The organism is Streptomyces sp. NPDC127177, from assembly GCF_042672475.1.
In the GTDB taxonomy this organism is placed as follows: Bacteria; Actinomycetota; Actinomycetes; order Streptomycetales; family Streptomycetaceae; genus Streptomyces.
The window spans coordinates 1-21,807 of record NZ_JBHXUW010000083.1; the positions used below are offsets into that span (position 1 = coordinate 1).

18 protein-coding genes and 1 pseudogene are annotated in these 21,807 nt (G+C 72.5%); 10 read left to right on the forward strand and 9 right to left on the reverse strand.

All coding sequences use genetic code 11. The features are described from left to right. Positions 1-59 precede the first annotated feature (59 nt). Both ACFVJX_RS33200 and ACFVJX_RS33205 read right to left on the reverse strand, forming a co-directional pair. Positions 60-1,886, reverse strand: a complete 1,827-nt coding sequence (locus tag ACFVJX_RS33200) for an ABC transporter ATP-binding protein (protein ID WP_384135596.1) — start codon at positions 1,884-1,886, stop codon at positions 60-62. A 77-nt stretch (positions 1,887-1,963) separates the two neighbouring features. Next, entirely contained in the window at positions 1,964-3,658 is a 1,695-nt protein-coding gene (locus tag ACFVJX_RS33205; RefSeq protein ID WP_384135593.1) for an ABC transporter ATP-binding protein, read from the reverse strand. Between the two features lie 251 nt (positions 3,659-3,909). Between ACFVJX_RS33205 and ACFVJX_RS33210 the strand changes: the two genes are divergently transcribed. From ACFVJX_RS33210 to ACFVJX_RS33225, 4 genes are all read left to right on the forward strand, one after another. Further along, entirely contained in the window at positions 3,910-4,977 is a 1,068-nt protein-coding gene (locus tag ACFVJX_RS33210) for a FecCD family ABC transporter permease (RefSeq protein ID WP_384135592.1), read from the forward strand. Next, positions 4,974-6,095 carry a FecCD family ABC transporter permease gene (locus ACFVJX_RS33215; RefSeq protein ID WP_384135591.1) on the forward strand — a complete coding sequence of 374 codons (1,122 nt, stop codon included), beginning with the start codon at positions 4,974-4,976 and terminating at the stop codon, positions 6,093-6,095. Before ACFVJX_RS33210 ends, ACFVJX_RS33215 begins: the two co-directional genes overlap by 4 nt. A gap of 118 nt (positions 6,096-6,213) precedes the next feature. Beyond that, positions 6,214-7,116, forward strand: coding sequence for an ABC transporter ATP-binding protein (locus tag ACFVJX_RS33220; RefSeq protein ID WP_384135589.1), 903 nt, complete (start codon positions 6,214-6,216; stop codon positions 7,114-7,116). An 84-nt stretch (positions 7,117-7,200) separates the two neighbouring features. Further along, on the forward strand, positions 7,201-7,743 hold the full coding sequence (locus ACFVJX_RS33225; RefSeq protein WP_384135587.1) for a GNAT family N-acetyltransferase: 543 nt from the start codon (positions 7,201-7,203) through the stop codon (positions 7,741-7,743). A 44-nt stretch (positions 7,744-7,787) separates the two neighbouring features. Here the strand turns inward: ACFVJX_RS33225 and argB are convergent, their stop codons facing one another. The 3 genes from argB to ACFVJX_RS33240 all read right to left on the reverse strand — a co-directional run bounded on the left by argB (position 7,788) and on the right by ACFVJX_RS33240 (position 10,228). Beyond that, on the reverse strand, positions 7,788-8,651 hold the full coding sequence (gene argB, locus ACFVJX_RS33230; protein WP_384135585.1) for an acetylglutamate kinase: 864 nt from the start codon (positions 8,649-8,651) through the stop codon (positions 7,788-7,790). Between the two features lie 91 nt (positions 8,652-8,742). Continuing rightward, the gene (locus tag ACFVJX_RS33235) at positions 8,743-9,399 is read right to left on the reverse strand and encodes an isochorismatase family protein (protein ID WP_384135583.1); all 657 of its coding nucleotides are present in this window, start codon (positions 9,397-9,399) and stop codon (positions 8,743-8,745) included. 112 nt (positions 9,400-9,511) lie between these two features. Then, positions 9,512-10,228 (reverse strand): DUF2470 domain-containing protein, encoded by a 717-nt coding sequence (locus ACFVJX_RS33240; protein WP_384135581.1) that lies wholly within the window; start codon positions 10,226-10,228, stop codon positions 9,512-9,514. Between the two features lie 373 nt (positions 10,229-10,601). Between ACFVJX_RS33240 and ACFVJX_RS33245 the strand changes: the two genes are divergently transcribed. The 4 genes from ACFVJX_RS33245 (at position 10,602) to ACFVJX_RS33260 (ending at position 16,436) form a co-directional block, all read left to right on the forward strand. Then, on the forward strand, positions 10,602-11,870 hold the full coding sequence (locus tag ACFVJX_RS33245) for a ricin-type beta-trefoil lectin domain protein (protein WP_384135579.1): 1,269 nt from the start codon (positions 10,602-10,604) through the stop codon (positions 11,868-11,870). Next, positions 11,870-13,267, forward strand: a complete 1,398-nt coding sequence (locus ACFVJX_RS33250) for an RICIN domain-containing protein (protein ID WP_384135577.1) — start codon at positions 11,870-11,872, stop codon at positions 13,265-13,267. The genes ACFVJX_RS33245 and ACFVJX_RS33250 overlap by 1 nt, the downstream gene beginning before the upstream one ends. Positions 13,268-13,644: 377 nt before the next feature. Next, on the forward strand, positions 13,645-15,510 hold the full coding sequence (locus tag ACFVJX_RS33255) for a gamma-glutamyltransferase family protein (protein WP_384135575.1): 1,866 nt from the start codon (positions 13,645-13,647) through the stop codon (positions 15,508-15,510). 98 nt (positions 15,511-15,608) lie between these two features. Then, on the forward strand, positions 15,609-16,436 hold the full coding sequence (locus ACFVJX_RS33260; RefSeq protein WP_384135573.1) for an inositol monophosphatase family protein: 828 nt from the start codon (positions 15,609-15,611) through the stop codon (positions 16,434-16,436). A gap of 11 nt (positions 16,437-16,447) precedes the next feature. Here the strand turns inward: ACFVJX_RS33260 and ACFVJX_RS33265 are convergent, their stop codons facing one another. Further along, a complete protein-coding gene (locus ACFVJX_RS33265) occupies positions 16,448-17,320 on the reverse strand; it encodes an SDR family NAD(P)-dependent oxidoreductase (RefSeq protein ID WP_384135571.1) in 873 nt (290 codons plus the stop codon). Between the two features lie 90 nt (positions 17,321-17,410). On the opposite strand from ACFVJX_RS33265, the gene ACFVJX_RS33270 reads away from it, so the two are divergent. After that, complete coding sequence (locus ACFVJX_RS33270; RefSeq protein ID WP_384135569.1) at positions 17,411-17,842, forward strand: MarR family winged helix-turn-helix transcriptional regulator; 432 nt, start codon at positions 17,411-17,413, stop codon at positions 17,840-17,842. 35 nt (positions 17,843-17,877) lie between these two features. On the opposite strand, the gene ACFVJX_RS33275 is transcribed toward ACFVJX_RS33270, so the two are convergent. After that, positions 17,878-18,663, reverse strand: a complete 786-nt coding sequence (locus tag ACFVJX_RS33275) for a nucleotidyltransferase domain-containing protein (protein WP_384135567.1) — start codon at positions 18,661-18,663, stop codon at positions 17,878-17,880. A gap of 186 nt (positions 18,664-18,849) precedes the next feature. Between ACFVJX_RS33275 and ACFVJX_RS33280 the strand changes: the two genes are divergently transcribed. Continuing rightward, the gene (locus tag ACFVJX_RS33280) at positions 18,850-20,280 is read left to right on the forward strand and encodes a phytoene desaturase family protein (RefSeq protein ID WP_384135565.1); all 1,431 of its coding nucleotides are present in this window, start codon (positions 18,850-18,852) and stop codon (positions 20,278-20,280) included. Positions 20,281-20,313: 33 nt separating this feature from the next. Here ACFVJX_RS33280 and ACFVJX_RS33285 read toward each other — a convergent pair whose 3' ends face one another. After that, a complete protein-coding gene (locus ACFVJX_RS33285; RefSeq protein ID WP_384135564.1) occupies positions 20,314-21,315 on the reverse strand; it encodes a methyltransferase domain-containing protein in 1,002 nt (333 codons plus the stop codon). A gap of 49 nt (positions 21,316-21,364) precedes the next feature. After that, positions 21,365-21,448: pseudogene (locus ACFVJX_RS33290) on the reverse strand (hypothetical protein); the annotation flags it as partial. Positions 21,449-21,807: the final 359 nt, after the last annotated feature.

A 21,807-nucleotide genomic window follows, 5' to 3' on the forward strand; every position in this document is an offset into this window, starting at 1 on the left:
CGCCCCCCCTCGGTGCGAACAACCCACGGTGGGGCGGCGGCCGTGTCTTCAGCCCGCGTTCACTGCGCTTCCGCGGCCACCACCGCGCACCGGGCCGGGGCCCCTGCCCCGTCGGCCGGCTGCCTTCGGCTGTCGGACCACGCCTCCCACAGCGCCGCGTAACGCCCGCCCGCCGCGACGAGTTCGTCATGGCTGCCGGTCTCCACGACCCGCCCCTCGTCGAGGACGACGACACGGTCGGCGGTGGCCGCCTGGGGGAGCCGGTGCGCGACCATCAGACCGGTACGCCCCTCCAGCGCGCGCAGGGCCGCCTCCTCCAGGACCCGGGCGCCGGCGCTGCCCGCGTCGGCGGTGGCCTCGTCGAGGATCGCGATCGGCGGATCCGCGAGGACCAGCCGGGCCAGCGCGAGATGCTGGGCCTGAGTGACCGTCAGCCGGTGGCCGCCCTCGCCCACGACCGTGTCCAGACCGTCCGGCAGCGCGAGCGCCCACTCCAGCGCGCCGACCCGGGACAGGGCCGCGCGCAGTTCCTCCTCGGTGGCCTCCGGACGGGCCAGACGCAGGTCCTCGGCCAGCGGGCCCGCGAACACGTGCACCTCCTGGCTGATCAGCGTCACCGCGCGCCGCACACCCGCGGCGCCCAGTTCGGCCACATCGACCCCGCCCAGTGCGATCGTCCCGCCGTGCGGTTCGTGGACGCCCGCGATGACCTTGGCCAGCGTCGTCTTTCCGGCGCCGCTGGCACCGACCAGCGCCACCCGCTCCCCGTCGCCCACCTCCAGATCGATCTTCCGCAGCACGGGAGCTCCGGCGGCGTAGGCGTAACTGAGCGCGCTCACCTTCACCGAACCGTCCGCCGGGGCGCTGCCGCCGGCGGCGGCCGGTTCGGCCGGGAGCTTGGACAGCCCGACCAGCCTGGCGAAACTGGCGCCCGCCGACTGCGCGTCGTCGATGAGGAACAGCGTGGCGTTGACCGGGTTGAAGAGGCTGTGGAAGTAGAGCGCGGCGGCGGTGGCCGTACCGATGGTCACCGAACCGTTGTCCACCAGCAGGAAGCCCGCGCAGAGCATCGTCGCAAGACCGATGTACTCGGCCAGGTTCAGCCGCGAGAAGAAGCCGGTGACGATGTGGATGCCGCCCAGCGCGAGGTCCCGCGCCGACGCGGAGCGCCGCTCCAGCAGGGCGGTGTGCGAACGGTTCAGCCGGAAGGCCCGTACGGTGCGCACCCCGCCGACACTGTCGAGCAGCTGGTGCTGGAGCGCGCCCGTCGCGACGCGGTGTTCGGCGTACACCGGCGCGGCGCGGCGCAGGTACCAGCGTACGGACAGCACCTGCACCGGCACCGCCAGCAGCGCCGCCACCAGGAACCGCCAGTCCAGCACGGCGAGTCCGGCGAAGGTCAGCACGATGGTGAGGGCCGAGCGGGTGAACTCGGGCAGCGCCTGCCGCACCGACTTCGCGATCATGGAGACATCGCTGGTGACCCTGGAGACCAGGTCCCCCGAACCCGCCGCCTCGACGCGCTCCAGCGGCAGCCGCAGCGCCCGCTCGATGAACTGCTCGCGCACGGCCGCCAGTACGGTCTCGCCGAGCCGGGCCACGAGCGTACTGCCGACGGCGGTGGCGCAGCCGCGCACCAGGGCCACCACGATCAGCAGCACCAGGGGCGTGGTCAGCGCCCCGGAACCGCGCTCCTCCACCACCAGGTCGACGATGTGGCCGAGCAGGGGAGCGGTCAGCAGACCGATCCCGGTCCCGGCGACCAGGACGGTGACGGCACCCGCGGCGAGCGGCCGGTGGCCGCGCAGCATGGTGCGCAGCGCCGCGAGGCTCTCCGCTCCGCTCGCCGTCGGCAGCAGCGCACGGTCGGCGCCGGATGTGCTCATGACCGCTTCCCCCTCTTCCTCTTGCTCCGCGTACGTGTCCCTGTCCGTGTGCACCGTGCGGTCCTCGTACGTGGACGTCATGCGAGCACCGCCGCCCGGTACCGCTCGTCCTCTGCGACGAGTCCGGTGTGGTGGCCGTCGGCGGTGACGATGCCCTCGTCGAGGACGACCACCCGGTCGGTGACCGCGAGGAGGGCGGGGCTGGTCGTGATCAGGACGGTGGTGCGTCCGCGGCGCACGTCCCGCAGCCGGGCGGCGATCCGCGACTCGGTGACGGTGTCCACGGCGGTGGTCGGGTCGTGCAGCACCAGGACCGGACTGTCGGCGGCCAGCGCGCGGGCGAGTGCGACGCGCTGCCGCTGCCCGCCGGACAGGGACCGGCCGCGTTCGGCGAGCACGGTGTCGCCGCCCTCGGGCAGCAGCCGGGCGACCTCGTCCGCCGCCGACGCGGCGAGGGCCTCGTCGACCGACGCGCCGTCGGCTGCCCCCGCCCGTACGTTCTCCAGCAGGCTGGTCTCGAACAGGTCGGCGTCGTGGTGGGCGACCAGGACGGAGCGGCGCAGCCCGTCGGGGGCGAGTTCGGTCAGGGGTACGCCGTCCAGCTCGATCAGCCCGCCGGCCGGGTCCCGCTCCCTGGCCAGGCAGAGCAGCAGATCGCCTGCGGCGGCCGGATCCCCGGTGACCACACCGATCAGTTCGCCCGGCCGGATGTCGAGATCGACCCCGCGCAGCGAGCCCAGCCGGACCCCGGTCAGCCGCAGATGTCCGGCCGATGCGCCGGCCACCGACGGCTCGCCGCCCTCGACGGCGGCAGGCGAGTCCAGCACCTCGGCGATCCGGCGCGCGGACGCGCGGCCCTGGGCGAACTCGGCGTTGACGTAGGTGAGCAGCTGGAACGGGCCGAGCAGGAACTGCGCCAGGCCCACCGCCGCCACCAGGTCGCCGATGCTGATGCTGCCGCGCATGGCGAGATAGGCGCCCACGATGCCGATGACCGCGATGAAGACACCCGTCAGGGAGAGGACGGCGCCCTCGTGACCGGCCCGGCTGCGGGCCGCGCGCAGCGCCGCTCCCAGTGAGTCCTGGCTCGTCGTGCGGTAGCGGGCCACGGCGGCCGATTCGGCGCCCATGCCCTTGAGGACGCGCAGCCCGGCGACCAGGTCGGCGGCGACGCCCGAGGCATGCGCGGCCCGCTCCTGCTCGGTCTCGCTGCGCCGTTCGAGCGGCCGGCTGATGCGGTGTCCGAGCCACAGCATCGGAGGGATGCCCAGCAGGACGAGCAGCCCGAGCGGTACGGAGATCCTGAGCAGCGCCACCGAGCTGATGACCAGGGCGGAGGTCGCGGCGACCCCGTACGCCAGGACGGTCGCCACCGAGCCGACCCGGCCGGCGTCGTTGGTGGCGACGCTGGTGAGCGCGCCGGGCAGCCGGTCGGTGTCGGCGCCGCCGCGCGGGTCGAGGACCCGGGCGCCGAGCTCCATCCGGAGCCGGTGCGCGGCGCGTTCGCCCGCGCCCTCGGCGAGCCTGGCGCTGGTGCGGTAGCAGTTCGACAGCACCAGGAAGAGCCCGGCGAGCACCAGGAGCCAGTGGAGCAGGGCCTGTGAGGAGCCGGTGGCGACCGCCGTGTCGATGGCGGCGCCGATGACGACGGGCACCAGCGCCTCACAGCCCTGGTGCACCGTGCCGAGCAGGGACGCGGCGACGACCCTCCGCCGCTGTCCTCTGATCGCTCCGCGGAGGACGTGCCCCCCGGTCGGTCCTCCACCTGGCATGCGGGCCTCCGCGAAGAGTCTGGGAAAGTTAGGTAAGGCTACTCTAAATGGGTGGCCGTGGTGCGGTGCCGGGCGCGTCGTCCCCGGTCGCGGGCCCCGTGTGCCATTTCGCGCGCGGGGAGCGCTCGTTGACCGGGCGGAACAGCTCGGTTAGCCTCACCTAAGTTCATTTGAATTCCGGGGTCCCCGCGCCATGTTCCGGCGCCCAATCGCCGGCGGTGCACCCGAGCCGCAGTCAGGGGGAGTGGTCGGTGTCGGTCGAAACCCGGACGGTTCCCGAGAACCGGGTCGATCCGCCCGGCGCCCCCCGGCCCGGCCGGACCGCTAACACCTTGCGGGGTCTGGGGCTGCTCGCGGTGCTGGGCGCCCTGGTCCTGGTCGCACTGCTCAGCGTGTGGGTGGGCACCCGAGGCATCTCGTTCACCGCCACCTGGAGCGTGCTGCGGCACCCCGACGGCTCCGAGACCTCGATCATCATCCACGACTACCGCATCCCCAGGACACTGCTGGGACTGCTGGTGGGCATGGCCCTCGGCCTGTCCGGCGCGCTGATGCAGGCCCTGACCCGCAACCCGCTCGCGGACCCGGGGATTCTCGGCATCAGCCTGGGGGCCTCCGCCGGAGTCGTCGTCGCCATCGCCTTCCTCGGCGTGGGCTCGGTCCTGGGCTATGTGTGGTTCGCCTTCGCCGGCGCGGCCGTCGCCTCCGTCGCCGTCTACCTCCTGGGATCGTCGGGCCGCACCCTGGCCACCCCCGACCGGCTCGTCGTGGCCGGGGCGGCGACCACTGCGGTGCTGTACGCCTTCAACTCGGCGGTCCTGCTGCTCAACCCGCGCGCCTTCGACCAGTTCCGCTTCTGGACGGTGGGTTCCCTGTCCGGCCGGTACTACGACGTCATCCTGGTCGTCCTGCCGTTCATCGCCGCGGGCCTCCTGATCGCCCTCGGGCTCGCCCCCGCGCTCAACGCCCTCGCGATGGGAGACCAGCTCGGCCGCGCCCTCGGTCTGAACGTGGGCCGCACCCGGGCGCTGGGAGCCGTCGCCGTCGTGCTGCTGTGCGGCGCCGCGACCGCGGCGGCCGGACCGATCGGCTTCGTCGGGCTGGCGGTTCCGCATGTCGCCCGGTTCGTCGTCGGCCCCGACCAGCGGTGGGTGCTGACGTACTCGATGCTGCTCGCCCCGGTCCTGCTGATCGGCGCGGACGTCCTGGGGCGGGTACTCGGGGCGCCGGGGGAGGTCCAGGTCGGGATCATCACCGCCTTCCTCGGGGCGCCGCTGTTCATCGCCCTGTGCCGCCGTCGAAAGCTGGTCATGCTGTGAGTTCCGTACGGGAGAAGCGCTCCTTCTCCGCCGGGAGTTCCCCGGACGGCCCCGGTGCGGACGGCGGGGAGCCGCGGGTCATCAGCGGACTCGTGCTGCGCACCGGCAGGGGCGGACTGTCCGTACGGGTCCAGGGGCGTGTCCTCCTGGTGACGACCGCGATGTTCGTCGCGCTCGTCGCGGTCGCGCTCGTCACCCTCACCACAGGCGACTTCGAACTCTCCGTCGGTGAGGTCGTGCGGGCCGTGTTCGGCCACGGCTCGGGCGGCGCCGACTTCATCGTCAACACCCTCCGTATGCCACGTCTGCTGACCGCGATGTGCGTGGGCGCCGCCCTCGCCGTCAGCGGGGCCGTCCTGCAGAGCCTGACCGGCAACTCCCTCGGCAGCCCGGACATCATCGGCTTCACCAACGGCTCGGCCGTCGGGGCGCTCCTGGTCATCATCGTGCTGCACGGCAGCATGACCCAGATCGCGGTGGGCGCGCTGATCGGCGGCCTCGCCACCGCCGCCGCCATGTATCTCCTCATGCTCGGCCGAGGGCTCCAGGGCTTCCGGCTGGTCGTCGTCGGCATCGGTGTCAGCGCGCTGCTGCTCGCCGTCAACTCGTATCTGATCACCCGGGCGACCTGGCAGGAGGCGCTGGAGGCGCAGGCATGGCTGATCGGCAGCCTCACCAACCGGGGCTGGCAGCAGGCGAACACCATCGGGATCGCCGTTCTCGTCCTGCTCCCGCCGGCCTTCTTCCTCGCCCGCCGGCTCTCCATGGTGGAGATGGGTGACGTCACGGCCATGGGTCTCGGCGTCGACGTGGCGCGTACCCGGGCCCTGCTGCTCGTCGTCTCCGTCGCCCTGGCCGCCTTCGCCACGGCGGTCACCGGACCCATCTGGTTCATCGCGCTCGCGGCGCCCCAACTCGCCCGCCGGCTGACCCGGGCCTCGGGCCCCGCCCTGGTCCCCGCCGCCCTGATGGGTGCCCTGCTGCTCGCCGCAAGCGATCTGCTGGCGCAACGCCTCTTCGCTCCCGCACTGCTCCCGGTGGGAACGGCGACCGGCACCGTCGGCGGGCTGTACCTCATCTGGCTGCTGATCAGCGAGTCGCGAAAGAGCCGCGCATGAACCGGAGGAACCGCGCGTGAACCGAGAGCCGCGCACGAGCCGAAGGGCGGACCGCACGACCCGTGTGCCCGGCCCGACCGACCAGACCGCGGACTCCGCGACGACCGAGGTGGCACACATGAGCGGGACCATGACCGGGAACCGGCCGGCGGCCCCCCGCCTGCGGGCCGAGGACCTGACGCTCTCCTACGACCAACGGACCGTGGTCAGTTCGCTCGGCGTCGACATCCCCGACCACTCCTTCACCGTGATCATCGGACCGAACGCGTGTGGGAAGTCCACCCTCCTCAAGGCGCTCGCCCGGATGCTCAAACCCCGCTCCGGGCAGGTGTATCTCGACGGCGCGGGCATCGCCACGTACCGCTCCCGCGAGGTCGCCCGCAGGCTGGGCCTGCTCCCGCAGTCCTCGACCGCGCCCGGCGGCATCACCGTCGGCGACCTGGTGGCCCGGGGCCGCTACCCGCACCAGGGCATGCTGAAGCAGTGGTCCGCCGACGACGAGACGGCCGTGCTCGACGCGATGCGGCAGACCGGTGTACTGGAACTCGCCGACCGCCCGGTGGACGACCTCTCCGGCGGCCAGCGCCAGCGCGTCTGGCTCTCCATGGTGCTGGCGCAGCAGACCTCCATCCTGCTCCTGGACGAACCGACCACCTTCCTCGACATCGCCCACCAGGTCGAAGTGCTCGATCTCTGCGCAGACCTGCACGCCCGCAAGGGACACACCGTCGTGGCGGTGCTGCACGACCTCAACCAGGCTTGCCGCTACGCCACCCACCTCATCGTGATGCGGCCGGGCGGCACGATCGCGGCCGAGGGGGATCCGGCCACCGTCATGACCGCCGAACTGGTGGAGGACGTGTTCGGACTGCCGTGCCGGATCATCGACGACCCGGAGACCGGTACGCCACTGATGGTGCCGGCCGCGCCGCAGCGGTACAGGCCCGACGACGGGTACGCGGATACGGCACCGGAACCATCCGGCCGGGGGCACGCCGACTTGGCCAAGCAGGGAAGGTAAGGCTAACCTAACTTCGATGGTTCACCGGGGTACGCGGCGATCCGGCCGCACTTCGCGCACGGTGGAACCCGAGGAAGGAACGCCTTGATCACGGCCACGCCGCGCCCCGACGCCGCGCTGACGCACACCCCGTACGCTCCTCGCCCGGATGTGCTCCGGGTGCGACGGGCGCACCCGGGGGACGCCGCCGCCCTCGTCGCCCTCTCCGAGCCGTTCGTCAGCTCGGGGGCGCTGCGCGAACGGCCGCGCCAGGTGTACGCCGCCCGCGCGGCCGACTTCCTGGTCGCCGAGGACTCCGACGGCGCCCTCCAGGGCTGCCTCGCCCTGCGGGTCCACCGCGATGCGAACACCGGCACCGATCACGGCGCCACGGCGGCGGGTGTCCTCTACAACTTCTGTGTCGCCAGGCAGCGTCAGGGCGGCGGCCTGGGCGCACACCTGCTGGGCGCGGCACTCGCCGGGGCGCGGGCGCAGTCGCTGGGTGCCCTGTTCACCGCGACGACCGGCAGCGGGCGCCTCTTCCTGCGCCATGGCTTCGTACCGGCCCTGCCGGGCCTGGCCCCGCGCGCCTGGGCCCGCACCCTGGACCCTCGTCGAGGGGCGCGCGTTCTCGCCCGGGCGGTGTGAGGCGCCCGCGCGTACCCCGGGCCGGGGTACGCCCTGCCTAGGTGTCAGGCGTCCGGGAGCACGGTCGTGCCGGGGCTCTTCTCGTCCAGGAGGCCGTGCAGCACCGCGTGCGGCACCCGGCCGTCCAGGACCTGGGCCCGGCCCACTCCCGCCCTGACCGCCCGCAGGCAGCCCTCCATCTTGGGCAGCATCCCGCTCGCCAGCCCCGGAAGCAGGCCGTCCAGCTCCGCCGCCGTCAGACGCTCGATCACCTCGGTGCTGTGCGGCCAGTCCGCGTACAGGCCCTCGACATCGGTGAGCATCACCAGCCGTTCGGCCCCGAGGGCGACGGCCAGGGCCGAGGCCGCGAGGTCGGCGTTGACGTTGTAGACCTCCCCGTCGGTGCCGCGTGCGAGCGGCGAGACGACGGGGATGCGGCCCAGCTCCAGCAGTGAACGCACGGTGTCGGGCGCCACGTCCACGATGTCGCCGACCAACCCTATGTCCACCGACTGCCCGTTGACCCGGCCGGCGCGGCGCACGGCGGTCATGGTGTGGGCGTCCTCGCCCGACAGGCCCACGGCGAAGGGGCCGTGCGCGTTGATCGCGCCGACCAGTTCGCGCTGCACCCTTCCCGTCAGCACCATCCGCACCACGTCGAGGGTCTCCTCGGTGGTCACCCGCAGACCGGCCTCGAAACGGACCTCCAGGCCGAGGCGGTCGAGCATCGCGCTGATCTGCGGCCCCCCGCCGTGCACCACCACCGGGAGCAGTCCGGCATGCCACAGCTCGACGACATCGTGCGCGAACGTCTCCTGGAGTGAGCCGTCGACCATGGCGTTGCCGCCGAACTTGACGACCACCACCCGGCCCCGCAGCTCCGTGGGCAGGGCCGGTCCCGTGCAGGGCTCCGTCCGTGCCTCGTTCATGAGTCGTAGTGACTGTTCGTGGACGCCGGCTGTCGCCGTCGCGACCCGTGCGGTCATCTTCTTCCGTCTCTCCTGAATGGGGGGGGTGGTGTCACGCGTCGTGGCGGACCCGGCCGAGCAGCAGATCGCGCAGCAGGCCGTCGGTCGTGCGGACCATCGCACTGCGCGCCGCCCAGCGAAGCGCCATGGAGTGCTCCTCTGCGGAGAAGTCGGCCACGGCGTCGGCGACGACGAACGGCTGAATATCGTTCATGAAGGCGTCCGCGGCGGTCAGCAGGACGCCCAGGTGCGCGTGCACACCGCACACGATGAGCTGATCGCGGCCCGTGGAGCGCAGCAGTCGGCCGAGATGGCTGTGCAGAAAGGCGTTGGGGCGAACATTGGGCAGCACGTGCTCGCCGGGCCGGGGCGCCAGCGGCTCGATGATGGCCGAGTCCTCGGGGTGGTCGCCGATGCCGGGACCCCAGACATCGGCGACGAGCCCGCGCCTGGCGGGCGGTTGGGCGGCCGGTTCGGCACTGAAGACGACCGGGATGCCGAGCGTCGCGGCGAGCTCCCGCAACGCGACGATGTTCTCCACCAGTTGAACGACCGGCGAGCGCCCCGCCGGGAACGCCCGCACGAAATGGTTCTGCATGTCGTGGACGAGCAGTGCGGCCCGCCCGGGGTCGATGCTCCAGGAGGGCCAGGAGCGGGGGAGGGCCGCTCCGTCGGGCATGTCGTACGACTCGATGACTGGCAGGCCCATGACCGGCCCCTCCCCTGATGATCCGGTGATCCGGCCCGCGGCACGAGGATGCGCTGTGACAACTTAGCGAAGCCTAACCTAAGCTTCGCGATGCCAGGATGCGAGTTCGGTGTCAGGGGTGCGAGTGGTGCCGGTGTGCACACTCGCGGGGTGCGGTGAGGAGCTGCCTGATCAGGTCTCCGGCGTCGGTGGCGTCGCGCGCGAACGCCGGGAAGAGCAACTGGAGGTCGAAGTGGCCGGATTCGTACTCGCAGCGCAGGGTGATGCCGTGGCGGTCGAGGGCGAGGGGGAGCGACCGGATCATCCCGTGCGGCAGCCGGGGGCCCGCGAGCCCAAGCAGTTCGTGTGTCAACTCCTCGTGCGAGTCGACCATGTGCGTCAGCATCGCTGCCTCCTCGAAGGCGAGCGGGTCGGGCTCGGCGAGAGCGAACTCGTCCAGCCCGACAGCCCTGGTGCCCCCCGTGGTCCGCAGGGAGATCCGTGCCATGTCGAGCCGCAGTGTGCCGTCGTCCGCCGGTGCCAGCCATCCGGAGACCGTCACCCTGGCGCGGACGCGGTCGCGCAGTGGGGAGGGCGCGATGTCGGTGAACTCCAACAGGGCGGCGAGGCTGCCCAGGGGCGCTTCGGCGGCCTGCTGGGCCAAGGGGCTGTCGGCGTGGGGGTGGAGGGTGACCTGCCCCTTGTCGCTGACCGAGTGAAGCCCGATCAGGTCGTAGGTCTGCCCGGTCGTGGTGAGGGACAGCGAGGTCGCGCGGGACAGTACCGTGCGGACCTGCTCCGCGTCGGTCGGACCGTTCGGGGTGGCGGCTGCGTCGGCGTCGGTGCTCAAGGGGGACTCCCTGCGAAGCGGATTTAAGTTAGGTAAGCCTAACCTTATTTCTCTCCGTCGTGTCGCCGGTCCGCCGAATCGGGTCCGCGGTGCGTCGGGCGCGCGTCGCGCGGGCGTGCACTGGTACAGACCAGGGTCTTGACAGTCCATTGGTTCACTTCTTAAATCACGTAATGAATTAAGTCTCCGTGCACAGCGGCCCCACAGCTTGAGCCCGCACTCCATCGCACTCGCTCCACTTCCCGTACGGCACCCCGCCCCGGTCGGCGCAGCTTCGACATGCCCCAGTGCGCCTCGGACCTGTCATGTCATATGCATGTCAGGTCGTCCTCTCATGCACCGGAAGCCCTCTCATGCACCGGAAGGGAGAGTCATGGACTCCCCAAGCTTGTCGCGGCGCCTGCTGCGCTCCGTACTCTCGGTTGTGACCCTTGCCCTGGTCACCACCGCTCTCACGGGCGGCGGCGCCCCCGCTCGGTCACCCGCCCTCTCGACCGCCGCGGCCGCCGTAACGTTCGACGAGGAGTTCGACGGTGCTGCCGGTTCGGCTGTCAACGGCAGCAGGTGGCAGACCGAGACCGGTGACAACGTCAACAACCACGAGCGGCAGTACTACACGGCGGGCAACAGCAACGCCGCGCTGGACGGCCAGGGCCATCTCGTCATCACCGCGCGCAAGGAGAACCCCAACAACTACCAGTGCTGGTACGGCACCTGCCAGTACACCTCGGCCCGGCTGAACACCTCCGGCAAGTTCACCCAGACCTACGGCCATGTCGAGGCCCGGATGAAGATCCCGCGCGGCCAGGGCATGTGGCCCGCCTTCTGGATGCTCGGTGACGACATCGGGCAGGTCGGCTGGCCCAACTCCGGTGAGATCGACATCATGGAGAACGTCGGCTTCGAACCCTCCACCGTCCACGGCACCCTGCACGGCCCCGGCTACTCCGGCGCGGCCGGCATCGGCGCCGGATACACCCTCCCCGGCGGTCGGGCCTTCGCCGACGACTTCCACACCTTCGCCATCGACTGGGCGCCCGACTCGGTCAGCTGGTCCGTCGACGGCAACGTCTACCAGCACCGCACCCCGGCCGACACGGGCGGCAACACCTGGGCCTTCAACAAGCCCTTCTTCCTCATCCTCAACCTCGCGGTGGGCGGCTACTGGCCCGGTGACCCCGACGGCAACACCGCCTTCCCCCAGCAGCTCGTCGTCGACCACGTGCGCGTCACCACCAGCGACAGCCAGCCCCCGGCCGGTTCGGGGACCATCACCGGCCTGGCCGGCAAGTGTGTCGACGTGGCGGCGGCGAACAGCGCCAACGGCACCCCCGTGCAGCTCTACGACTGCAACGGCTCCGCCGCCCAGCGGTGGACCGTCGGCGGTGACGGCACGATCAGGGCTCTGGGCAAATGCCTTGACGTCGCGTCGGGCGGCACGGCGGACGGCACCTCCGTCCAGCTGTGGGACTGCAACGGTTCGGCGGCCCAGCGCTGGGCGGTGAGCGGGGCGCGCGACATCGTGAACCCGCAGGCGGACAAGTGCCTGGACGTCACGGGGAACAGCTCGGCCAACGGCTCCCGGCTGCAGATCTGGACCTGCACCGGAGCCTCCAACCAGAAGTGGACGGTGAACAGTTGATGCGCCGGAACCCGCTGCGCGGGCACGCAACCGCCGTACGGAGCGCCCTGGGCGTGTTGGCCGCCGGAGCACTCATCGCCGGGTTGACGGGCTCACCCGCCCTGGGCGCGGCAGCGGCCACCGGGCAGATCACCGGGATCGGCGGCAAGTGTGTCGATGTCGCAGCGGGAAGCGCTGCCAACGGCACCCCGGTGCAGCTCTACGACTGCAACGGCTCCGCCGCCCAGCAGTGGAGTCCGGGCGGCGACGGGACGGTGAAGGCGCTGGGCAAGTGTCTTGACGTCGCGTCGGGCGGCACGGCGAACGGTTCCGTCGTCCAGCTGTGGGACTGCAACGGCTCGGCGGCCCAGCACTGGAGCGTGAACGGCGCGCACGACATCGTGAACCCGCAGGCGGACAAGTGCCTGGACGCCACGGGGAACACCTCGGCCAACGGCACCCGGCTGCAGATCTGGACCTGCACCGGCGCCGCCAACCAGAAGTGGACCGCGTCCACCGTCGGCGGCGGGCAAGACCCGGCGCCTGCCGGGGCCATGGCGGTCGCACCGTACCTCTACAACGGCTGGGGCAGCCCGCCCAGCCCGACCACCGTGATGAACGCCACGGGCGTCAAGTGGTTCACCCTCGCCTTCGTCCTCAGCAACGGCTACTGCAACCCGCAGTGGGACGGCGGCAGGCCGCTGACCGGTGGTGTCGACCAGCAGACCGTCAACACCGTCCGCGGCGCCGGCGGCGACGTCATCCCGTCCTTCGGCGGCTGGAGCGGCAACAAGCTGGAGAGCTCCTGCTCCAGCGCGGGCGAACTCGCGGCCGCGTACCAGAAGGTGATCAGCGCCTACGGCCTCAAGGCGATCGACATCGACATCGAGGCCGACGCGTACGCCAGCGCCACGGTGCAGCAGCGCACGGTCGACGCGCTGAAGACCGTCAAGGCCGACAACCCGGGCCTCAAGGTGTACGTCACCTTCGGCACCGGCCAGAGCGGACCGGACGACAGCCTCGTCCGCAGGGCCTCGGCGTCCGGGCTGACCGTGGACAGCTGGACGATCATGCCGTTCGACTTCGGCGGCGCGGGGCAGAACATGGGCAACCTCACCGTCAGTGCGGCGGAAGGCCTGAAGAACGTGGTCAGGAGCGCCTACGGGTACTCGGACGACCAGGCCTACCGGCACACCGGGATCTCGTCGATGAACGGCATCACCGACGACAACGAGACGGTGACGGTCGCGGACTTCCGCACGATCCTCGGCTACGCCCAGCAGCGCCATCTGGCCCGGCTCACCTTCTGGTCGGTCAACCGGGACCGGCCGTGCACCGGGGGCGGAGCCGACACCTGCTCGGGCGTCTCGCAGCAGCCGTGGGACTTCACGAAGGTGTTCGCCCAGTACGCCGGCTGATCCGCCATCCGGCGGGTGCGGAAGGTGTCTTCACACCTTCCGCACCCGCCGTTGTCCGATGCGGCGCTCCCGCGGACGCATCGTGCTGCACGCCGAGCTGCCCAGCCCACTGGCCCCCCGCCCGGCAGCCGCTTCCGCACCCGCTGCCCGCCCGCCGCCGAACGGTGCCGGGCAGAGGCCCCCCGACCTGCGCGAGCTCCCCGGCGGCCGGCAGGTCTCCCGCCACCTCGTCGCCGACGGCGGCACCGCCCCGGACGCGGCCGGCTGCCCCCGTACCGGCGACCGGGCCCCTTGCGCTCGGCCCGCCTCCCGTACGTACGATCCGAAAACGCACCACGGACCACAGAAACAGCACGTCGCAGCAAGGAGCCGCATCCGTGTTCACCACCAGGCCCACCCTCCAGGGCACCTTCGGGATGGTCTCCTCCACCCACTGGCTCGCCTCGCAGTCGGCGATGGCCGTCCTGGAGGACGGTGGCAACGCCTACGACGCCGCCGTCGCCGCCGGATTCGTCCTGCACGTCGTCGAACCCCACCTCAACGGCCCGGCCGGCGAGGTCCCGATGATCCTCGCGCCCAGGGGCGGCGAGGTCCGGGTGCTGTGCGGACAGGGCCCCGCCCCCGCCGGTGCCACCGTCGGCCACTACCGCTCCCTCGGCCTCGACCTCGTCCCCGGCACCGGACCGCTCGCCGCCGCCGTACCGGGCGCCTTCGACGCCTGGATGCTGCTCCTGCGCGACCACGGGACCAAGACCGTCGCCGAGGTCCTGCGGTACGCCATCGGCTACGCCGAGGACGGGCACGCACCCGTCGACCGCGTCGGCCAGACCGTCGAGACCGTCCGCGCGCTCTTCGAGAACGAGTGGCCCACCTCCGCCGAGGTGTACCTGCCGGGTGGCGAGTCCCCGAAGCCGGGCGAGCTCTTCCGTAACCCCGCCCTCGCCGCGACCTGGCGCCGGCTGATCGCCGAGGCCGAGGAGACCGGCGGCGACGACCGCACCGCGCAGATCGAGGCCGCCCGCGCGGTCTGGCGCGAGGGCTTCGTCGCCGAGGCCCTGGTCCGTCAGGCCGCCGTCCCCACCATGGACACCAGCGGAGCGCGCCACACCGGCACCCTCACCGCGGCCGACCTGGCCGGCTGGTCCGCGTCCTACGAGACGCCCGCCACGTACGACTGGAACGGCTGGACGCTGGCCAAGGCCGGCGGCTGGAGCCAGGGCCCCGCCTTCCTCCAGCAACTGGCCCTGCTCCCCGCCGAACTGCCGCGCTACGGCTCCGCCGAGTACGTCCACCTGCTCATCGAGGGGTGCAAGCTCGCCATGGCCGACCGTGAGGCCTGGTACGGCGACGCCGCCGAGGTTCCGCTCGACACGCTGCTCTCCGAGCCCTACAACACCGCCCGCCGCGCCCTGATCAGCGACGAGGCCTCGCACGAGCTGCGTCCGGGCAGCCCCGGGGGCCGCACCCCCGCCCTCAGCGAGCACGCCAACGCCGTCGCCTCCGGAGAGTCCGGCTTCGACGCCATGGGCATACCGGCCGCCGGCGTCGGCGAACCGACCGTCGCGAAGGAGGGCGTGGGCGAGCCGACGGCCACCGCGGACCGCGCGGGCGAACCTGCCGTCGCGGCCGACGGGGCGACCCGCGGCGACACCTGCCACGTCGACATCGTCGACCGCTGGGGCAACATGGTCTCCGCCACCCCCAGCGGCGGGTGGCTCCAGTCCAACCCGGTCGTGCCCGAGCTCGGCTTCCCGCTCGGCACCCGCCTCCAGATGGCCTGGCTCGAGACGGGCCTGCCCAACTCCCTCACCCCCGGCCGGCGCCCCCGCACCACGCTCACCCCGTCCCTCGCCCTGCGTGACGGCGTTCCGGTGATGGCATTCGGCACGCCGGGGGGCGACCAGCAGGACCAGTGGCAGCTGCACTTCTTCCTCGCCGTCGCCCTGCGCGCCGAGGTCCGCGGCGGACTCGACCTCCAGGGCGCCATCGACGCCCCGAACTGGCACAACGACAGCTTCCCTGGCTCCTTCTTCCCGCGCGGGATGCGCCCCGGCAGCGTCACAGTCGAGGAGGGCATGGACCCGGAGGTCGTCTCCGAGCTCCGCAGGCGCGGCCATGACGTCACGGTCGGCGACCCGTGGTCCGAGGGCCGGATGTGCGCGGTCGCCCGCGACCCGAGGACCGGGGTGCTGTCCGCGGCGGCGAACCCGAGGGGAATGCAGGGCTACGCGGTGGGCCGCTGACCGGCATCGCGTCCCGGTCATGACGGGGACGCCGACCGGTCACGCACCCGTCATGACCAGGTCGTCGGCCTCCTGACCCCGCGTGCTTAGCTGGGGGCATGATCGATGACTTCCTTGCCGGGGACCTGACCGAGGTCGAGACGGCGGTCCGCGCAGCGGCCGCCGCCGAGATCATGCCGCGCTTCCGGCAGCTCGCCGCACACGAGATCGTCGAGAAGAACGGCCCGCACGACCTCGTGACCACCGCGGACCGCCTGGCCGAGGAACACCTCACCGCCGCCCTGAGCCGGCTCCTGCCCGGTTCGGTGGTCGTCGGCGAGGAGGCCGTCCACGCCGATCCGGAGGTGTACGGGGCGCTGGGCGGCGACGCACCCGTCTGGATCGTCGACCCGGTCGACGGCACCCGGCAGTTCGTCCGCGGCGAACCCGGCTTCTGCACTCTGGTCGCCCTCGCGCACCACGGCGAGGTCGTGGCCTCCTGGACCTACGCCGCCGCCCTGAAGGAGATGGCCGTGGCCGTCCGCGGCCGGGGGGCGACCCTCAACGGCATACCCCTGCGCTCCGGTTCGCCCGAGCCCGGGGCCGACCTGCGCGTGGCGATGTCACACCCCGACTACACCACCGACGCGCAGAAGCGGGCCCTGCTCGGCCTGCGCACCGAAGGCATCGACGCCCGCCCCTGCGGATCGGCCGGCCTCGAATACCTCGCCGTCGCACGCGGCGAACTCGACGCAACCGCTTTCAACTGGGAGTACGCCTGGGACCACGCGGCGGGACTCCTGCTGGTCACCGAGGCGGGCGGTGCCCAGGCCACACTGTCCGGTGCGCCGTTCCTCATCACCGGGGGCAACGACCTGCCCTTCACGGCCGCCCGCGACCGGGCGACAGCCGGAACCGTCCTGGCCGCGCTGCGGGCCGGGGCCTGACGGAGGCCGGCTCAGCCGTCCAACAGCTCGCGGGTCAGTGCGGCGAGGCGCTCGCGGGCCTTCTGATCGTAGGCCTGCTCATGGGCGGCCGTGTCGGTGAATCGGTCGAAGTAGCGGCCGTTGACCTCGGCCAGCGCCGGATCGGTGATCAGCCGGGCCGTGGGGCGGACCCCCTCCTCGACGGAGACCGCCGGGGTCAGCCCGTACTCCCGGACACCGCGGGTGTCCATCAGATGGGCCGGGTGCAGGGCGTTGAACGTGACCCCGCTGCCGGGCGGCCGTGAGGCGGCGAGGTCGAACGTCGACATGATCATCGCGAGCTTGCTCCGGCAGTAGGCCTCCAGGCCCTCGTAGCCGCGCTCCATCATGACGTCGTCGAGGTCGACGGGCGACTGGCCCATCGACGCCACCTGGACGACCCGCGCCGGGGCCGACGCCGACAGCAGCGGGAGCAACTCCCTGATCAGCAGAGAGGGCGCCAGATAGTTCACCGCGAACCGCAGCTCGTGCCCCTGCCTGCTGAACTCCCGCACCAGCGGGGTGGCGCCCCCGCCCGCCACCGCGTTGTTGACCAGGACGTCGAGCCGGGGCTCGGCCTCCCGCACGGCGGCGGACATGGAGCGGACCTCGTCCAGATCGGACAGGTCCGCGAGATAGGTGCGCACCTCGCCGCGGCCGGCCGAGAGCGCGCGCACCTCGTCGGCGACGCTGTCCAGCCTCTCCCGGTCCCGCCCGTGCAGGAGCAGCGTCGCCCCGCGGGCGGCCAGATCCCGGGCGAGGTGGCGGCCGAGCCCCTGGGTGGCGCCGGTGACCAGGACGGTCCCGCCGAAGGTGGAGGGTATGCCGCTGCGCGCGGCTGCGGTGCCCGTGAGTCGAATATCCATGCGTTGAGTTATATCAAGACCTTGATTCATCTTCCATGCCTGTCACGAAGGTGCGTCTTGCCCCATGTCCGTGGCGGTACGCTCGCGAGCATGGGAATGACCGCCGGCGACCGCCTCGGCGCGGACATCAAACGTGCAGAGCAAGCCCTCATGACAGCCAAGAGCGCCGCGCTGAAGGGGGCGGACCTCACTGTCGCGCAGTACGCGGCGTTGTTCGCCCTCGCCGACCACCCCGGAATGTCGGGTGCCGCGCTGGCCCGGGTCTGCCTGGTCACCCCGCAGGCCATGGCGGCGGTGCTCAAGAATCTGGAGGAGCGCGGGCTGATCGTCAGGTCCGTGCACCCGTGGCACCAGAAGATGCTGGAGACCCGGCTGACGGCGGCCGGTACCGAAACGTTGCGTCAGGCCGACGAGCGGGCGGTACGGATCGAACGCCGCATCTCCGAGGAGTTCACACCCCAGGAGCGCGAGGACCTGCGGGGTCTGCTCGCCCGCTGCGTCGCCGCCATTCAGCGCGACTGAGGCCGGCCCGGAGGCGCGGGGTTCCGTGGAACGCGCTAGGCGGACGTACCGGCCAGCACCGCGCGTACGTCACTCACGAGGTCCGCTGCCGTCTCCACCGCGGTGGCGTCCAGTCCCCGCAGCGCCGCACCGGCCCGCTCCGCGAAACCCCCGGGCGTCCCGGGCAGGGCGGCGGCCGCCGCGAGCGCGCCCTTCTCGTTGAGGCACCAGGTGCGGTGGTGGGCGTGCAGCGACTGGGCGAGGACGCCGAACGCCCGTGACAGGCAGAGCGACACGTGCAGATGGTCGCCCGAAGGTGCCGACTTGCGAGCCGACGCCACCGAGAAGTCCGCCTCCCACGCCGCGTCGACAAGGGCCTTGCGCAGCGGCTCCGGATAGTCCCGCACCTCCGCCTGAAGCAGCGTCATCTCATGCCGCGGGTCGGCGAGTACGTGTCCGAGCGCGACCTCTCCCGGATAGGCGGGGGACCAGAAGCCGAGCGGGTGGCCCGGCTGGATCCCGACCTCGTAACGGCCCCGGCGGCAGTCGGACCAGACCGCCTCGACCCGGTCCAGATCGCGCAGGATCCAGTCCACCGCCGTGCCGTCCACCCGCAGCCAGGCCCCGCCGTCGACCCATGGCCCCCAGCCACCCGGCCCGGCCACCTCGACCGGCGAGCCCTGCACCTCACCGGCCAGCGCCGTGAGCGCTGCCAGGTCCGGGGTGCCGCGGTAGTAGAGGCCCAGATCCCAGTCGGAGTCCGGGCGGTGGGTGCCCCGGGCGCGGCTGCCGCCCAGTACGACGGCCCGGACCCCCGGTACGGCTGTGAGCTGCTCCGCCATGGCGTCGATCCGGCGGCTTACACCGCGATCCCCTGGCGCCCGTCCGGGGGCGGGGACCGGGTCCGGACGGGGCGGCCGAGAGCGGTTCGTGGTGGTCATCGAGCGGGAACCCTACCCGCGCCCGAAGGGCCGGCGCCTGTGAATATCCTGGGGTCCCAGACCGTCGGCTGACAAAGGAGTCCGAAGGTGCCGTCGATGCTCGATGCAGTCGTCGTGGGGGCAGGCCCCAACGGGCTCACCGCCGCAGCCGAACTGGCCCGCCGCGGCTTCGCCGTGGAGGTCTTCGAAGCCGGGCGGACCGTCGGTGGCGGAGCCCGTACGGAGGAGCTCACGCTCCCCGGCTTCCGTCACGACCCCTGCTCGGCGGTCCACCCGCTGGGCATCGGCTCGCCCGCCTTCGGCGCGATGCCGCTCGCCCGGCACGGCCTGGAGTGGCTGCAGCCGCAGCTCGCCCTGGCCCACCCGTTCCCGGACGGTTCCGCCGCCGTGCTGACCGACTCGGTGGGGGAGAGCGCCATGTCGCTCGGGCCCGGGGACGCTGGGGCCTACCGCAGACTCCTCGCCCCGTTCCTCGGCCACTGGGACACCATCGCCGAGGACTTCCTGCGCACCCCGTGGGACGGCTTTCCGCGCGACCCGTACCGATGGGTCCGCTTCGGCCTCGACGCCATCCAGCCCGCCACACTCCTGTCCCGCCGCTTCAGCGGCGCGAAGGCACGCGGCCTCTTCGCCGGACTGGCCGCCCACGCCATAGCCCCCACCAGCGGCCTCGCGACCGGCGGGATCGCCCTGCTCTTCGCGCTGGCCGCGCACGAGAAGGGCTGGCCGGTGCCGCGCGGCGGCTCCCAGGCCATCTCCGACGCCCTCGCCTCGTACCTGCGGGAACAGGCCGGTGTCATCCACACCGGCACGGAGGTCAAGCGCCTGGACGAACTGCCGCCCGCCCGCGCCTACATCTTCGACACCTCACCGACCGCGCTGGCCCGGATCGCCGGACTGGGCAACGCCTACCGTGGCTACCGCTACGGCGCCTCCTGCTTCAAGATCGACTACGCCCTGTCGGGCCCCGTCCCCTGGACCGCCGAGGAGGCCCGCCGGGCGGGCACGGTGCACATCGGCCCCACGGCCGGCGAGATCGACTCCGCCCTGCGTGCCGCGGTCACCGGCCGCGACCCGGGCGTGCCCTTCCTGATCACCGCCCAGCCGAGCCTCGTCGACCCGTCCCGCGCCCCCGAGGGCAAGCAGGTGTTCTGGGTCTACGGCCACGTCCCGGCGGGCTGGGAGGGCGACGCCACCGATGTGATCGAGCGTCAACTGGAGCGGTTCGCACCCGGGTTCCGTGATCTGGTGCTCGCCCGCGCGGTCTCCGGACCGCCGCAGCTCGCCGCCCGTAACGCCAACTACGTGGACGGGGACATCGCCTGCGGCGCCTTCGCCGGGCTGCAGACGGTGATCCGCCCCAAGCTCGCCCGGGTGCCGTACGCGACGGCCCACCCGGCGGTCTTCATCTGCTCGTCGGCCACCCCGCCCGGACCGGGCGTGCACGGCATGTCCGGCCACCACGCGGCCAAGGCGGTCTGGCGCGGACTGCGGAAGTCGGGACCGGCCCGCAGGTGACCCGCCCAACGGCACGGGCGTAGTTCGCCGGCCTCAGGGCCCGGACAGATCCGCCAGCGCGAAGAAGTGGGACCCGGCGTCGTCGTACTCGGCCGGCCGCCAGCCCGCCGCCCGCAGCGCGGGCTCCAGGTTCGGCCGGGCGAGCGGGTCGTCCGGGCTCGGGGGACGGCCGTGCCGGGCGGCCCGTTCTGCGCGGCCGGAGGGGTGGAAGAGCGCCGGCACGCCGCCCTCGGCGGTCACCCGGGCCCATTCGCGCAGTGCGGCGGCCGGGTCGTGCACATGGTCCAGCAGCCCAGCGCCGAAGATCCCGTGCACCGCCCCGGACGGCAGCGGCAGGCCGTGGCAGTCCGCGAGGAGGAGATGGGCGAGCCCGGCGCGTCCGGTGCGCGCCGCGGCGCCGAGCATCGCGTGGGTGACGTCGACCCCCAGAACGGCGCCGCTGTCACCCACCGCCGCCCGCAGGGCGGGCAGCGCCCTTCCGGTTCCGCAGCCGAGGTCGAGAGCCCTCTGCCCGGGCTTCAGCCCCATCCGTCCGACGGCCGCCGCATAGGCCGGGGTCTGGTGGGCGAAGCGCTCCTCCCAGGCTTCGGCCCTCGGCGTGAAGAACGTACGGGCACTCGTGTGCGCGGAACGGGCGGCGACCAGCGCGGCGAACCGGCCGAGCACCTGATCCCGGTACGGGACCAGCGCCGCCAGGCTCTCCGGCGTGTCCTCCAGGAGACCGGGCGCACGGGCCGCGTCCCGCGGGAACGCCGTCACGAACGCGTCCACGGCGGCGCTGTCGACCTCCAGGTGGAACTGCGGACCCCAGGCGCTGCCCCGCACCCGGAACGCCTGGACCGGGAAGCGGGCACACGAGGCGAGCGGCACAGCGCCGGCCGGGAGGCGCACGGTGTCGCTGTGCCAGTGCAGCACCCCGAGCTGTTCCGGCAGATCCGAGAAGAGCGGGTCGGAGCCCGCCGACGGGGAGAGGCCGACGTCCTCCCACCCGATCTGCGGTCCGTCCCCGCGCAGGGCCACCCCTGCGGCCGCCACCGCGAAGCAACTGCGCGCCGAGACAGATGCCCAGAACCGGCACATCGGCTGCCAGGGCGGCCCGCAGCAGGGCCAGTTCCGCGTCCCGGGCCGGGAATCCGCTGTCACCGAGGGCGGACATCGGCCCGCCCATCACCACCAGCGCCTCGGTCCCCGCCAGACCCTCCGGGACCGGATCGCCCTTCCACACCCGCAGAGCTCCACGCGCAGCCCCGCCCCGGCCGGCGCGGTGGCGACGGCGTAGGGGCCCTCCTGCGGCACGTGCTGCACGACCAGGACACTCATCGTCCCGCCCCTCGGTACCGGCCCAGTGGGCCCTTTCGGGCCACAGAAGCAAGCCGTTCGGTCAGGAACGCATGGCTCCTGCGGACAGCTTTCCGCTGCCACCTGGCAGCTGCCCCTTCTGATTCATCTCACAGCGACGGTCCAGCAGGTGTGCGGCGAGCGTTACCACCCATGATCGGCCCGGGTCACACCGGCGTAATGGGACAT

Coding starts and splice junctions, on each gene's coding strand:
- ACFVJX_RS33200 (WP_384135596.1), bottom strand. CDS start 1,886: ATGAGCACATCCGGCGCCGACCGTGCGCTGCTGCCGACGGCGAGCGGA.
- ACFVJX_RS33205 (WP_384135593.1), bottom strand. CDS start 3,658: ATGCCAGGTGGAGGACCGACCGGGGGGCACGTCCTCCGCGGAGCGATC.
- ACFVJX_RS33220 (WP_384135589.1), top strand. CDS start 6,214: ATGAGCGGGACCATGACCGGGAACCGGCCGGCGGCCCCCCGCCTGCGG.
- argB (WP_384135585.1), bottom strand. CDS start 8,651: ATGAACGAGGCACGGACGGAGCCCTGCACGGGACCGGCCCTGCCCACG.
- ACFVJX_RS33235 (WP_384135583.1), bottom strand. CDS start 9,399: ATGGGCCTGCCAGTCATCGAGTCGTACGACATGCCCGACGGAGCGGCC.
- ACFVJX_RS33245 (WP_384135579.1), top strand. CDS start 10,602: ATGGACTCCCCAAGCTTGTCGCGGCGCCTGCTGCGCTCCGTACTCTCG.
- ACFVJX_RS33250 (WP_384135577.1), top strand. CDS start 11,870: ATGCGCCGGAACCCGCTGCGCGGGCACGCAACCGCCGTACGGAGCGCC.
- ACFVJX_RS33260 (WP_384135573.1), top strand. CDS start 15,609: ATGATCGATGACTTCCTTGCCGGGGACCTGACCGAGGTCGAGACGGCG.
- ACFVJX_RS33265 (WP_384135571.1), bottom strand. CDS start 17,320: ATGGATATTCGACTCACGGGCACCGCAGCCGCGCGCAGCGGCATACCC.
- ACFVJX_RS33270 (WP_384135569.1), top strand. CDS start 17,411: ATGGGAATGACCGCCGGCGACCGCCTCGGCGCGGACATCAAACGTGCA.
- ACFVJX_RS33275 (WP_384135567.1), bottom strand. CDS start 18,663: ATGGCGGAGCAGCTCACAGCCGTACCGGGGGTCCGGGCCGTCGTACTG.